The organism is Psychrobacter sp. JB193 (assembly GCF_002285555.1).
GTDB lineage: Bacteria > Pseudomonadota > Gammaproteobacteria > Pseudomonadales > Moraxellaceae > Psychrobacter > Psychrobacter alimentarius.
In genome coordinates, this window is record NZ_NRGY01000002.1 from 1,135,993 (window position 1) to 1,149,916 (window position 13,924).

A 13,924-nucleotide genomic window follows, 5' to 3' on the forward strand; every position below is an offset into this window, starting at 1 on the left:
ATAATTTTATAGTATGTCTATTAGTAACGAAATTGTAAGTATTTGAATTAGATTTGATAATTATGAGCGACCTTGTTAAGGTGACCCTTCTAAAAAATCGAGGCTAATAAATAATGGATCATGTAAAGGTTGGCAGATTAGGCCCATTCCCCCGAGTTAGTAAACCTGTGTTTATTACTTCGGCATTACTTATCGTAGGGTTTATTATTTTTGGTGCTTTTTTCACCGAAACAGCAGGAACACTATTTACTTTCTTACAAAATTTTATTACTGATAAGTTCGGCTGGATGTTCACCATTTTGATGAACTTGGCGCTGATCTTTTGTATTTACCTTGCAGCGAGTCGGTATGGGGATATACGTTTAGGCCAACAGACAGAGAAACCAGAGTACAGTCTGTTCTCATGGATTGGCATGTTGTTCTCAGCTGGTATTGGTATCGGATTGGTATATTGGGGCACAGCTGAGCCGTTGTATCACTATATGGCACCGCCGCTTGGCGAGCCGGAGACGATAGAGGCTGCCAAGCAAGCAATGAGCATCTCATTTTTGCATTGGGGTTTACATGCTTGGGCCATTTATACCATTGTAGCGTTGTCGTTGGCTTACTTCCATTTTCGTCGTGGTTTACCGCTCTCTATTCGCTCAACCCTGTATCCTATATTAGGCGAAAAAATTTACGGTCGCTGGGGTCATACGGTTGATATCTTGGCCGTGTTCGGTACGATGTTTGGGGTAGTAACTTCTTTGGGTCTGGGTGTTATGCAGATCAATTCAGGTCTAGAGAACTTATTTGGTATTCCCAACAATTTGACAGTACAGTTTATTACTATTGCTTTTGTGACCGCACTTGCATGTGGTTCGTTGATGCTTGGTCTTGATAAAGGTATCAAACGCTTAAGCGATATCAATATGGGCTTCACAGGTATACTTTTGGCCTTTATGGTTATTTTGGGGCCAACCTTATTTATTCTTGATAGCTTTCTTGAAAATATCGGGAATTACGTAGTTAATTTAATACCTTTATCAACGTGGGGTGAGTCTTATAGTAATACAGACTGGCAAAGCAGTTGGACCATGTTCTACTGGGCATGGTGGGTAAGTTGGGCACCATTTGTAGGGGTGTTTATTGCTCGTATCAGCCGTGGTCGTACGATTCGCGAGTTTGTATTGGGTGTGCTTTTAATTCCAATGGTGCTTTTATTTTTCTGGTTCACAACTTTTGGCGGTGTGGCTATCCATATGGAGCTGCTTGCAGGGCTTGATCCAACCCTTGCCAATCCAGGCTTAGTAGAAGCCGTACAGCAAGACATGGGTAGTGCCATTTTTAGACTGGTTGAGTATTATCCATTTACAAAACCGATTACGTTACTTATCGTTGTTATGATCATCCTATGGTTTGTCACGTCATCAGATTCGGCGAGCTTTGTGATTGATATGTTGACTGCTGGTGGTGATACCAATCCACCTAAAATTCAGCGCTTGTTTTGGGCCATTACGGAAGGTTTGATTGCTGCTATTCTGTTGGCTGCTGGTGGCTTGGGTGCTTTACAGGCGGCAGCTATTGTCGCGGGACTGCCCTTTGCTTTGGTCATATTTTTGATGATGTATGCGTTGCATCGTGGTTTGGGTCGAGACCGACTGATACTTTATCGGGCTCAGCAGCACTTTATTACTGAAGAGTCTGCCGATCATAACTCAGCCAATGAATTTGCTGATGAACACTTATTAAAAGGGCCGCCCAAGATTACAAAAGACGAATAGTTCGCTGATAAAATAGCTATCATATGATGGTTATCTAAAACAAAAAATCCTAAGACACATGAGTGTTTTAGGATTTTTTATGTCTGTATGGCAAATAATTTTGTTTAAAGCGCTCAGTTGTCTGAGCATGATTTTAAATCTTTGGGTGCGGTATTATTTACATTCACCTTTCACATAGCCTACTGCTTCGGGCATATTGCAAGCAGAGCAAGCATTGCCTGCTGTACGGTAACCAATTACGGAACCGACCTTGGTTTTTACACAGACTGGATCATACTGCATGGTACACATGGTATCTCCAGCATTCGCGTTAGAAGGCGGGCATTGAGTAAAGCTGCCTTTAGGTAGTGTATTGCTGGTCTTAGCTGGCTGAGTAGGTGCGGTATTTGTGTCTGGACTCGGTAAATAACTACAACTTGTCAGTGCCATTGTTAGGGTTAAACCAAGTAAAGAAGATTTAAGCAAATTGATCATCATGGTATGTCCTTATGAGATGAAGATGGTGATTTTTGTTACCGACGTTCTGCTGTCTTATTGATAGTAGCGCATTTATAAGCGACCATCTATAGGGTATCGTTCTTAAAATATAATGAGGCTAATGAGGTTAAAAGTATCAACAAAAAAGCCCAAGCTTGTCAGACAGCTTGGGCTTTAATATAAGTATTACTGCTATTAAAATATCAAATAAGCAAGCTGACTTTATTCAGCTGGTTTATCATCTTTGTTGATTTGAACATATTTATCAAAGTTTTGCGCATAATCTGTTAAGTTATCGCTTAACATCTGACGATACTGTTTGACATAGAATTCAACGATATCGTCTTTTTCTTTGGCAAAGTCGTCACCTTTAATAAAACCGATAGAGGCGACTGACGCACTATAGCGTGCGGCTGCATACAATAAAGAAGCACCTACTTGTCCAGAATGTGCTTCTGGCCCCAATTGGCTATTTGCAACACCGATAATGGCATCAGCGCGCTGGTAAAATGCCTGCATTTCAGGGGTGATCTCAATGTTTGCATCCACATTGTTGTCTTGAATGTTGTTGTCTTGAATATTGTCTTGAGACATAAGCGACTCCTAATAAGTGTCGGAATTTTAAGTTTATAAAAATGGTTCATAAACGATATAAAGTAAAATTTCTATAAACCAGCGTCTGCTTTTAAGATCTCAGCTTTGTCTGTTTTTTCCCACGTAAAGGCGGTTTCTGAGCCCAAACGACCGAAATGACCAAAAGTAGCGGTTTGCTGATACATTGGCTGCAATAAATTGAGCATGCGAGTAATGCCATAAGGACGCAAGTCAAAATGCGTACGAATCAGACGAATGATCTCATCATTGCTGATTTTATTGGTGCCAAAAGTATTGACAGAAATAGAAGTCGGTTCAGCGACACCAATCGCATAGCTGACTTGTATTTCACAGCGCTCAGCCAGTCCTGCTGCTACGATGTTTTTTGCAACATAACGCACCGCATACGCCGCGCTACGATCTACTTTTGAAGGATCTTTACCACTGAATGCACCGCCGCCATGACGCGCCATACCGCCGTAAGTATCAACAATGATTTTACGACCTGTCAGTCCTGCATCACCAACAGGGCCACCGATGACGAATTTACCGGTTGGATTGATATGATAGCGTGTACCTGCATGTAGTAGCTCAGCTGGTAATACATGCTTGATGATAGATTCCATCACTGCTTCTTGCAGATCCTTTTGCGATATGCTTGGATCATGCTGGGTCGATAAAACAACAGCATCAACGGCGACAGGCTTATTGCCATCATATTTTAGGGTAACTTGCGCTTTGGCATCTGGACGTAACCACGGTAGCTCTCCTGCACGGCGTAGCTCAGACTGACGCTCCATTAAGCGATGAGCGAATTCGATAGGAGCGGGCATTAAGACGTCAGTTTCGTTACTTGCATAACCAAACATTAGACCTTGGTCACCTGCGCCTTGCTCTTCAGGATCACTGCGATCAACCCCTTGAGCAATTTCAGGAGATTGCTTACCAAGCATATTGATGACAGCACAAGTTTCGCCATCAAAGCCCAAATCTGAATGATGATAACCAATGCCATTCACAGTATCACGAACCAGACGCTCCAAATCGATATTGGCAGTTGTAGTAATTTCACCTGCTAATATCACCGCACCTGTTTTGACCAAAGTCTCGCAGGCCACACGTGCATGCAGGTCTTCACTCAAGATAGCATCAAGGATAGCGTCTGATATTTGGTCAGCCATTTTATCAGGATGGCCTTCGCTCACAGATTCTGAGGTAAATAAGTTGTATTCACGCATAATGGGATCGCTTAATTGCAGGGACTGTAGTTTACGCACTCAGTCATTATTAAATGTATAGAAAAATAAAAGATGAAAAAGAATCAAAAAATTAGCGTATTTTAACGTGTATCGAGGCAAAACTCTAGCGATGGATGGCATTATGAGGTAACCGAGCCTTGATCAAGGGCGATAAAAGTCATCGATATCACTATTTTCTTGCCAACGATATTCGGTATAGGTGGCAATGTGACGTGCGGTCTCTACATCATGTCTGTCAGCAATAAAACCGAGTGCCATGTCCATACCAGCACTCACACCTGATGACGTATAAAACTTATCATCGACTACCCAGCGTGCTTGCTTTATCCAATGGACGTTATCAGATTGCAATATTACCCATTGCCACGACAGCTTGTTAGAGGTGGCGCGCTTGCCGTTCAAAACCCCTGTCTTAGCCAACAAGGCGCTACCAGTGCAGACGCTAAGCACCCAATTCGCTTGTTCAACAAGCGCTGTGATGATCTGCAAAAAAGGCTGGTTTTGCACCAATTGCCTAGTACCCATCCCGCCTGGCACCAACAAAATATCAGTCTGATCGTCTAATTTTGTGACGGCAGCCGTTTGCATAGCAACACCATGCTTGCTGCGAATAATACCACCGGTCATCGAGGCAAATTGAATGCGATAATAATCAGGTATACTTCCAAACATCTCGATAGGCCCAAACAAATCCAAAGTTTCAAAGTCGTCAAACAGCAATGCGGTGATCGTATTCATTTGATTTTCCTTAATATAAAAATGATTTTTATAACGATAAGTAACCATCCATGGCAACTAGAGTCCAAAGTTTTTGCTTTACCTATTGATATAAACGATAGGGTAATTTATCGAAGTGGTAATGATAGCCTGACGTATAATCCATCGTTATGGGTTGAAACGCTATAGGTCAAAAAGTTATAGTTCTAAAAACGTGGCTTTGTCTTTAAACATACATTCAGCATAGACAGGGCAGGCGCCGCATTTCGGTGTGCGAGCTTGACAGGTATAGCGACCGTGCAAAATAAGGTAATGATGCGCATCAACGATGAAATCGTCTGGAATACGCTCAACCAATTTTTCTTCTACAATTAAGACGTTTTTACCAGTGGCAAGCCCCGTGCGATTGCCGACGCGAAAGATGTGCGTATCGACCGCCATCGTTGGTTGTCCAAACGCTGTGTTTAGAACTACATTGGCTGTTTTACGCCCAACACCCGCTAGTGACTCTAGATCTTTGCGATTATCAGGGACAGTGCTATCAAATTTCTCAATCAAATCGCGACAGGTTTTGATGACGTTTTTGGCTTTGGCATTGTATAAGCCAATGTTTTTAATGTACGCCTTTAAACCCTCTTCACCCAGTGCCAATATCGCCTCAGGTGTATTTGCCACCGGATACAATTGCTGGGTGGCAATGTTGACACTCACATCTGTTGCTTGTGCAGACAATATGACGGCAATCAATAACTCAAAATTGCTGGCATAATTGAGTTCAGTAACTGGTTCATCAATCGTCGCCGCCAGTTTTTCAAAAAATGGACGTACATCACGATTGGGCATTCTTCTCGATGGCGGTGTATCGGCTGTTTTATGTTTGACAGTTTTACTCATAATATTTTATTAATAAATGTTATTGGGCAATGAATGAGTCAAGCTCTTATTTTGGCTATTTTATAGCAATTGAACAGCGCGTATTGTGTATCAAATGATTAGAACTGTAAAAGCTCGGCCTGTAGTGCCTCAAGCTCAGCTTGCTTTTGCTCATTGGCACGAACGCTCAGTTGTTTTTCCAACTTCTTAATCTTGGTACGTAATTTGGCCGCGGCAATGGTGTTTTTTGCTTGAGTCTCACTGATATTGAGAGATTGGCTCGCTGCATTGTTCAGTTTGGCTTCTACCATGCTGACCACTGGTTTGCTATTGCTGCTATCTGCAAGCTGTTCGGTCACTCGTCTTAAATGCGTGTGATAGCGCAGTCTCAAATCTTCTTGCTCGGCTTCTCGCTCAGAGACAGAAACCTCGCGCTCTATTGTGACCAAGTCAATACAGTCGACGGGACAAGGCGCGATACATAGCTCGCAGCCAGTACAGAGATCAGTAAAGATGGTATGCATGTGTTTGCCAGTACCGACAATAGCATCAACGGGGCAAGCAGGAATACACTTGGTACAGCCAATACAGTCATCCTCACGAATCACCGCACGCACCTCAGTAGGTCTGGCAGAGGCAGTATCTACTGGCCATTGAGAGGGAACGGCTTTAAGGGGTATCTTATGATTGTTAGGATACAGAATCTGAGCGATGGCGTCAGTGACGGGTTGCCCTCCAGGTACGCATTTATTGTGTGGCTCGTTATCTAAGACGATGGCAGCGGCGTAGGGTAAACAGCCATCTGGATGCTCACAAAGACCACATTGAGTTTGCGGTAAACAAGCATCAATACGTGAAATTTTTGCTTGTACATCAGTAGGCAGGGTGTCAATGTGCAATGACGTAAACAAGATGGGCAGGTCTGCCAAGCGAGTTTGTTGAGCATCTTGAGAATGGGTGTCGGTTTGGGACATGGTATTGCAGGCCTTAATATCGGTCATTATCAAAGGTTGTCTCCTATATCTGTCAATAAAGAGACAGAAAAGTGACTATTACAAAAGGCTATTAATTGGGCACTTTATCGGTATATCACAAGTTTGTGTACGGAGGTTATATGGTCAATAGCAACCAACCCAGCTCTAGCGATTGCTCTTTTGCCGCGAAAGATTAACACATTTGAAGCCCTAACACAGTATAGTCAAATACTAAGATTATGAGGGTAAAATTAAAAAATCATGACGAGAGCATGAGGCATTTGGCTCAAACGTGATACTGATTATCAGCATGAGAAAACAATCATTGGCGAAGCGCCTACTTATCAAAGCACTTGAGCATAAAATCGATTAATAAATGCATACGATAAGGCATGTTATCACGGTCACGATAGAGCATCTGACAGCCTCTTGGTTGGTTATGCCAATCGGGCAATACCTGTTGTAAATGTCCTGATGCTATCAGAGGCTCAGCATCATAATCGGGAATAAAACCCAGACCAATACCGTCTGCGATAGCCCTTGTCAACAAGCTGATGTTATCGACCTTTAGACGGACATTGTGCATTGGCTGGTGTGCTTGTACCTCACCTGTTGTGCGATGTTGCAGGTGCCAAGTCGACATAGGCGTACACAATACGGTAGGGTAGCCTGTCAAATCGCTGGGTACGTGAATAGCAGAGATATTGGTATTACTTGAGGCACAAATCATAAAGCGAATATTGGTCAGCTGTCGTCCAATCCAATGATCAGCACTGTGCTCACCGATGCGAAAAGCGATATCAATGGCCTGTGCTTCTATATCAATGGTTTGATTGGATAGTCGCAAATCCAAATGGATATCTGGATATTGCTTTAAAAAGGCATTGAAATAGGGTGCCAAAATATCGCTGCCAAAGTTGACCGGGGCACTGATTCTAATCGTACCTTTGGCTTGGTTTTTATCTTGTAATAAGCAAACCGCGACGTTTTCTAATTCGTCAAACAGATGGGCGCTACTTTTATAATACTGTTGTCCTGCATGGGTTAGCTGTACGCGATGCGCATCACGATTGAGTAATCTGAGTGCTAGATCGGATTCTAATTTGGCAACGCGGCGACTCAATGTTGATAGCGGCATATCTAGCATGACAGAGGCTTGACGAAAGCTGCCGTATCTGACAACGGCGCAAAAGCTGCGCATGTCATCGAGGGAGTAGTTAAATTTCATATTCGGAATCTATGCTCTCGTTATTGCTTGTTTATACCGTATTTAAAATATATACACTGGTGGTTATCTTTTCGCAAGTTTTTGGATGTAATATGAGCCGTTCCGCGAATACCAATGCCGTACTATGTCTGTTGCTGTGCACGTTTTTTTGGGGTGCAAGTTTCCCTGTTGGCAAACATGCTTTGGGAGAGGTCAATGCCTTAACCTTAGTTATGTGGCGCTTTAGCATTGCCGCTGTGTGTCTGTACCTTTATGCAAAATATAAGCACATGCCAATGCCGAGTCTCACACCAAAACAGTGGGTGTGGGCAATTGGCGTGTCCATCATCGGTGTTGGCGGTTTGAATCTGGGTCTGTTCACAGGCTTGGCTCAGACCAATGCCAATAATGGTGCGTTGATTATGGCACTCAGCCCACTAGTAACGTCTTTGATCGGTTCTGTGGCGCAGCGTCAGTTTCCTACCAAGGGCGCACTTTTTAGTTTGGTGGTCTGTCTCTCTGGAGTGCTACTGGTACTCACTGATGGCGCATTTGCCAAACTATTGGGTTTCGAGTTTAATCACGGCGATCAAATGATCTTTTTAGGCATGCTGTGCTGGAGTCTGTACACTTATCTGACCCAAGGCATTAGCCGCTGGATGCCAATGATACCTTATACCTTGGTTGGTATGCTGTCAGGTCTGGGCGTCATCTCGCTGATGGTACTGTTTAGTGCAGAGGTGCACCCAATACAAGAAAGCCTAGTGATCAGTCGTGGCGTTCTTGTTGACTTGGTATTTATTGGGGTCTTTGGCACGGTTGGCGGTTATCTGTTATGGATTTCTGGCGTGAAGCAACTTGGTGCTGCCAATGCGTCTTTATTCTTTAATTTTGTGCCCGTTTTTGCAGCGCTGACTGCATTCGCTTACGGTCAGCAAGTCACAATTTTACAGTTGGTCGGTATGATGATTGTCATCGCTGGATTACTAATACCCAGACTGTTCAAATGGCAACAGGCGCGTTTGGCAAGCCGAAAAGCCACTGTTTAAGTGAGATAGATAAACCAAACGCTTATAAGCTCACGCCTTGTTCATGAGCGACCAGTGCAATCAACTCATAAGCAATACTGCCCTTAAAAGGAATTTGGGGCAGGTTTGAGATATCAAAAAAATCCGCGTGGGTCAGCTCTTCTTCTTGAATAACGATATAACCCTCTGCATAAGTGGCTTTAAAACCAAGCATTAAGTTAGAAGGAAACGGCCAAGGCTGACTGCTTACGTAGCTTATATTGGTCACACTGATATTTACCTCTTCTGCGACTTCGCGTACCACGGCATGCTCCAAACTTTCACCTACTTCGACGAAGCCAGCAATCAAACCATACATGGCTGGCTGCTTTTGCACGCCATGGCGTCGATGCTGTGCCAGTAAGATTTGCATTTCTCCCGTTTTCGGATTGGGACGAGTGATAGCAGTGATGACACATGGCTGGACACGAGGATACTGGCGCAACTGACATACGGGACAGACCATCGCGCGTTCGTCCGTTTTAGTATGAACGGCAGGCGTGGCACAGCGACTACAAAACTGCGTATCTTCTTGCCAACGCAATAGCTGTATGGCTTGGCTGATTTGAGTAGATAGTGCAATAGGCAGCTGGGTAATGAGCTGTCTATAAGGCAAAAAATCGTATCCGCTATGGTCAGTTATTGTTGGCAAGACAATATTGTGTGCTAGGGCATAGGCATCAGTAATGGCGCTGGTGCTTTGAGCTGTGAAAGTGTCGGAATCGAAAGGATGGGCTTGAAAAGGATCAGAAGTAAAACCATCAGTCTTAGTCGCTTGATGGCCAAATTCAACGGAATTTTTTGGCAAACTATCAGACAACCAATGACTGGGTGCCAGGCTCTCAAGTAGCGCCACTCGACCAACTTGATAGGTTGGCGAATGCTCGCTATCTTCTGAATGTGGAGCAGACTGCGGTAATTGAACCTGCAATGGCCACCAGCCATCAGATGTTTGATGACATAAAAGAGTGTCATCACGAAATACGAAAGCATGGGTCATATACGACATTCCAAAGCATTAAAAACAAGTTTGTAGTACGTGACATACAAACCTGTTTGAAGTAATAAAAATATAGAGAATTCTATCGTAATGAAACATCATTCGCATAACGATGATCATTACGATCAAACTGTATCGACACTAGGCCGCCAATAATGCGCTTAAGCTTTGTTGACCGACATTAAGCGCCTGCTTACTGACAGGACGATTGTATTCCAAACCTTCTAAATGATAATCAACCGCCATAATAATATCGGCAATATAGGACAGGGTATCATCTTCTATGCGACGTCCACTTTCGATACGCTGTTCAATATAGCTAGCCAGTTGACTGAGCATGCTGGCAGGGGTTGGCAGTTGCAAAAAGCGTACAGCTCCTGATACTTGGCGCATCATCTCGGGTACGTTTTGAATATTTAGTAAATCTCGTTCTAGCTCAGCCAAATAGTCAGTGATAGCTTGTTCGGCACTGGCAATCGCGGTACGACTCTCTTGTATCAAGGTATCATTGGCAGTATTGAGCTGATGCAATGAGATATGAGGGTTGTTCAATGGCAAATAAATAGCGCCTGGGGTATGTGTTTCTGCCATCGCGATGGTGGCATTTTCTGCATGCATCAAGGCCAATAATAAATGATCAAAATCCTCAGGTGCAGGCGCTCGCCAATGCTTGACCGCTTGTGCAGCTGTACTGAGACTGCTGGCGGCACTTGTTAGACCAAGTAGTCGTAGTGCTGAGCTCAATGCAGTAAGTTCGTCAGTAATCTGTGCTGTCTGCATGTCAGCAGGATTAATGGAGTCACCGCGGGCGTAACTGTCTACATCTTCTTTAATTGTGTTGATTTGGGTTTGAATAATCGTGTTTAAAGTATCAGTCAACGTACGATTAGGCCCAAATAAAAAGCGCTTCATCTGTTCAATCTGAGGCCCATCCAACTGGTTGTCAGCGTACAGTTCACGCAGTTGCTGCGCCTCAATAGTGTTACGCTGGCATGCAAAGCTGACCAAATCAGCAAAACGTCTATCCATCACTGGTAGATAGCTTTGGAATTGTTGCTCCAAATAAATAAAGATGTGTTTTTGACTCAAGGTCAGCGGCAACAGGGTGGCGATATCAGTGACAGCGGTATTGGCTGCTTGCCAAAATAAGCTGTCGGTCTTCGAGGCAATCAGCGCACAGGCCGCACTCATGGCATCGATTTTTTGTTGCTCATCTGGGCTAATGTTGCCATCTTGATTGAGTAGAACCACGCTAAGCCCACTACGATAGGCGTAGGTCAACAGTTCGTTATCGATATCGAGCTCTTTGAGTGGCTGAAAGTTGCTTTCAGGATTGGCAATAATAACGCTACTGCTACCAAAAGCAGAAAAATAATCTGCTGAAATAAGGTTTTGATGGCTATGAGCGTTCAGTTTGTTGATCACTGGCAATAATAAAATGGGCTCTACCGACTCCGTCAATAGTACAAATTCGACATAACGCTCAAGTGTCATAATGGCTTCTGATAGATCCATAATCAAATCGATATCATTATTATCACCATTGTCATAAAGACGCTGCAATCCATTGGCAATAGCTGTATTTAAGACTTCGGCACCGACCAAAGAGATCAGTTTAAAAATATAGGATAACTGCTTTAGGACAACGATAGAATCTAGCAGTAAAGGTGCCTGACTGTCATCGTCATTGAACTCACCCAGATGAATCTCGGCATCTTTTAGCGTTACGATAATCTCATCATGCAGCAAATGTAGTGAGGGTAGATTGAAATCAGTGATACTAAGCGTGGGAGCGGTTAATTTCATTTGCGCAGACTGGTCCATAGTTATTTTTCCATAATGTACTGATGAGAATGGCGATGGGTTAGATAATGCTAAAAGTAGGTATGGGTGCTGTTTTAACGCTGATTATAATCATGAATGCTGTACTGTAGAATTGGTAATATCAAAAACGGTCACGATCGATAACTACATATGGGCTTTGAGCTCAGGGTAGTCCTCTGAAAGCGAGGTGTACCACTGTTGGTTTGCGTCTTCGTCTGTGCTTGACGCCAGCAATAAAGCGGCTAGATCGCTAAAATTTGCATGGGCAGTTTGTCCGCCCTCAGTTTGTGCATCTTCCTCAATGGCAAGCGTGACCTGCCCACCTGTCATCGCTAAATATACTTCAGCCAAAATCTCTGAGTCAAGTAAAGCGCCATGGAAAGTACGATCTTGCTTACCCACATCTAAGCGTCTTACTAAGGCATCTAGGGTGTTTTTTTGCCCTGGATACTGCTGTTTTGCCATGGCCAAAGAGTCAGTCACTCGTACCCGCTCGGCAAAGTCATTGAGACCAACTTTAGCAAACTCCATGTTTAAGAAGTTCATATCAAACGAGGCGTTATGGGCGATGATTTCTGCCCCATCCATAAAGTCATATAGCGATTTTGCCACTTGATCGAAGGTTGGCTTATCCGCTAAAAATGCCTCAGAGATACCATGAATGCGAATGACTTCCTCATCCATACCGCGCTGTGGGTTGATATAGACATGCAGTTTTTCGCCAGTGAATTTACGCCCAACCATCTCGACGATACCAACTTCGATGACACGATCGCCTTTTAGCGCATCAAGTCCTGTGGTTTCGGTATCCATAATCAGTTGACGGTCAGATTCATGACGGTGTTTTGGTTCAGGTAGCAGCGGCTTAAAGTGCGGATTGGCACGACTGGTATCACCATCGAATTTAACACCATCATCCGCTACCTCTGACAGTTTGTCTTCATTCATTGTATCGGTCATTGGTACAGATGTTGGTACATTCATTGGTACATGGGCTTCTGGCATATCTACAGTACTCATTGGTTTGGTCGCATGAGGCGGTGTATGAGCGTGTGCCTCATAGCGATTTGTGTCTATTATAGCGTCTTTAGCCATTATATTATTGTCATTGTTATGACTTTCTAGTGGCTCATTATCAAGTTCTTCATCAAGTTCGTCCTCTTCCATATCCAGACCTAGAGGGTCAAAACTTAGCCAGTCATGACCAGAAGCCGTTGATGCATCATCAGTCATTATGGACACTTTTTTTTTAGATAAGTCCTGTGTATGCATGGCTGATGAATGATCGCTACTTGAGGTTACGCCTAGGTTTGCTAATTCGTCTGCTTTTTCGTTGCCAGCATGTCCAGCATGACCTTTTACCCAGTGCCAATCAACATCACGTTTTTGAGTCAACGCATCCAATTGTTGCCAAAGATCTTGGTTGGCCACAGGTTTTTTGCCCGCTGTTTTCCAGCCTCTTTTTTTCCAGCCCTCGATCCATTCTGTAATCCCTTTTTGGACATAACTTGAGTCGGTCCAAATCTCAAGTTTTTGCTCAAGAGGACTGTGCATCAGTGCTTGTATGGCACCCATCAACTCCATACGGTTATTGGTCGTCTCTTTATCACCGCCATATAAATCTTGCGTGCTACCATCGCTGAATATAAGGTGCGCGCCCCAGCCACCAGCACCAGGATTGCCCTTACAGGCACCATCCGTATAAGCCACAGTGGTATTCGCTTTGGCAGCCAATGGGTTTATCGTGCTATGTGGGTTCAATGAGGGTGTGTTGCGATTGTCTGACATAAAAATATATTGACCTGATAAATGCTAAATAAGGGAGAGAAAGAAAAGCGATGCTACGGTGAGGGTTACGATAACGACCCATCTAGATGCTGGGTTTGAGTATAACAAATCTATCGCTGATATGGGCAGTCGTCATGTACAAAATCGCGAACTCATAGATGCCTTTTTATAGGATAATAGTAACCTGCTGGTTTTCTGTTAAAATAGCGTCAGCTACCAAAAGCTTCCCATGAAAATAGGGATTTTGGGGCAACAAACAGTAGCCATAAATGGCAGAATGTTTGTACCACAACGCTTTAGTTACTGTACTGTTTAATAGCCATGCTATTCAATAGTAATGCTCTCAACACACGCTCTTAACGCATGAATGAATGCAGGATA

General features: G+C 43.6%; 12 protein-coding genes. 2 read left to right on the plus strand and 10 right to left on the minus strand.

Annotated features, from left to right (window positions below):
• The first annotated feature begins 113 nt into the window (after window positions 1-113).
• A complete protein-coding gene (locus CIK80_RS12860) occupies window positions 114-1,763 on the plus strand; it encodes a BCCT family transporter (protein WP_095570295.1) in 1,650 nt (549 codons plus the stop codon).
• A 153-nt stretch (window positions 1,764-1,916) separates the two neighbouring features.
• Here CIK80_RS12860 and CIK80_RS12865 read toward each other — a convergent pair whose 3' ends face one another.
• From CIK80_RS12865 to CIK80_RS12895, 7 genes are all read right to left on the minus strand, one after another.
• On the minus strand, window positions 1,917-2,240 hold the full coding sequence (locus CIK80_RS12865) for a hypothetical protein (protein ID WP_095570296.1): 324 nt from the start codon (window positions 2,238-2,240) through the stop codon (window positions 1,917-1,919).
• Window positions 2,241-2,462: 222 nt separating this feature from the next.
• A complete protein-coding gene (locus CIK80_RS12870; protein ID WP_095570297.1) occupies window positions 2,463-2,834 on the minus strand; it encodes a DUF3144 domain-containing protein in 372 nt (123 codons plus the stop codon).
• A 71-nt stretch (window positions 2,835-2,905) separates the two neighbouring features.
• Window positions 2,906-4,072, minus strand: coding sequence for a methionine adenosyltransferase (gene metK, locus CIK80_RS12875; protein WP_095570298.1), 1,167 nt, complete (start codon window positions 4,070-4,072; stop codon window positions 2,906-2,908).
• A 162-nt stretch (window positions 4,073-4,234) separates the two neighbouring features.
• The gene (locus CIK80_RS12880) at window positions 4,235-4,831 is read right to left on the minus strand and encodes a DJ-1/PfpI family protein (RefSeq protein WP_095570299.1); all 597 of its coding nucleotides are present in this window, start codon (window positions 4,829-4,831) and stop codon (window positions 4,235-4,237) included.
• A 177-nt stretch (window positions 4,832-5,008) separates the two neighbouring features.
• Window positions 5,009-5,704 (minus strand): endonuclease III, encoded by a 696-nt coding sequence (gene nth, locus CIK80_RS12885; protein ID WP_095570300.1) that lies wholly within the window; start codon window positions 5,702-5,704, stop codon window positions 5,009-5,011.
• 98 nt (window positions 5,705-5,802) lie between these two features.
• Window positions 5,803-6,657, minus strand: coding sequence for an RnfABCDGE type electron transport complex subunit B (locus CIK80_RS12890; RefSeq protein ID WP_095570410.1), 855 nt, complete (start codon window positions 6,655-6,657; stop codon window positions 5,803-5,805).
• Between the two features lie 337 nt (window positions 6,658-6,994).
• Window positions 6,995-7,885, minus strand: coding sequence for a LysR family transcriptional regulator (locus tag CIK80_RS12895; protein ID WP_095570301.1), 891 nt, complete (start codon window positions 7,883-7,885; stop codon window positions 6,995-6,997).
• Window positions 7,886-7,977: 92 nt separating this feature from the next.
• On the opposite strand from CIK80_RS12895, the gene CIK80_RS12900 reads away from it, so the two are divergent.
• Window positions 7,978-8,913, plus strand: a complete 936-nt coding sequence (locus CIK80_RS12900; RefSeq protein WP_095570302.1) for a DMT family transporter — start codon at window positions 7,978-7,980, stop codon at window positions 8,911-8,913.
• A gap of 22 nt (window positions 8,914-8,935) precedes the next feature.
• On the opposite strand, the gene nudC is transcribed toward CIK80_RS12900, so the two are convergent.
• The 3 genes from nudC to dnaQ all read right to left on the minus strand — a co-directional run bounded on the left by nudC (window position 8,936) and on the right by dnaQ (window position 13,543).
• The gene (gene nudC, locus CIK80_RS12905; protein WP_095570303.1) at window positions 8,936-9,931 is read right to left on the minus strand and encodes an NAD(+) diphosphatase; all 996 of its coding nucleotides are present in this window, start codon (window positions 9,929-9,931) and stop codon (window positions 8,936-8,938) included.
• A gap of 141 nt (window positions 9,932-10,072) precedes the next feature.
• Complete coding sequence (locus CIK80_RS12910; protein WP_095570304.1) at window positions 10,073-11,755, minus strand: hypothetical protein; 1,683 nt, start codon at window positions 11,753-11,755, stop codon at window positions 10,073-10,075.
• A 144-nt stretch (window positions 11,756-11,899) separates the two neighbouring features.
• Entirely contained in the window at window positions 11,900-13,543 is a 1,644-nt protein-coding gene (gene dnaQ / locus CIK80_RS12915) for a DNA polymerase III subunit epsilon (RefSeq protein ID WP_095570305.1), read from the minus strand.
• Window positions 13,544-13,924: the final 381 nt, after the last annotated feature.

Coding starts and splice junctions, on each gene's coding strand:
- CIK80_RS12860 (WP_095570295.1), top strand. CDS start 114: ATGGATCATGTAAAGGTTGGCAGATTAGGCCCATTCCCCCGAGTTAGT.
- CIK80_RS12865 (WP_095570296.1), bottom strand. CDS start 2,240: ATGATGATCAATTTGCTTAAATCTTCTTTACTTGGTTTAACCCTAACA.
- CIK80_RS12870 (WP_095570297.1), bottom strand. CDS start 2,834: ATGTCTCAAGACAATATTCAAGACAACAACATTCAAGACAACAATGTG.
- metK (WP_095570298.1), bottom strand. CDS start 4,072: ATGCGTGAATACAACTTATTTACCTCAGAATCTGTGAGCGAAGGCCAT.
- CIK80_RS12880 (WP_095570299.1), bottom strand. CDS start 4,831: ATGAATACGATCACCGCATTGCTGTTTGACGACTTTGAAACTTTGGAT.
- nth (WP_095570300.1), bottom strand. CDS start 5,704: ATGAGTAAAACTGTCAAACATAAAACAGCCGATACACCGCCATCGAGA.
- CIK80_RS12890 (WP_095570410.1), bottom strand. CDS start 6,657: ATGTCCCAAACCGACACCCATTCTCAAGATGCTCAACAAACTCGCTTG.
- CIK80_RS12895 (WP_095570301.1), bottom strand. CDS start 7,885: ATGAAATTTAACTACTCCCTCGATGACATGCGCAGCTTTTGCGCCGTT.
- CIK80_RS12900 (WP_095570302.1), top strand. CDS start 7,978: ATGAGCCGTTCCGCGAATACCAATGCCGTACTATGTCTGTTGCTGTGC.
- nudC (WP_095570303.1), bottom strand. CDS start 9,931: ATGACCCATGCTTTCGTATTTCGTGATGACACTCTTTTATGTCATCAA.
- CIK80_RS12910 (WP_095570304.1), bottom strand. CDS start 11,755: ATGGACCAGTCTGCGCAAATGAAATTAACCGCTCCCACGCTTAGTATC.
- dnaQ (WP_095570305.1), bottom strand. CDS start 13,543: ATGTCAGACAATCGCAACACACCCTCATTGAACCCACATAGCACGATA.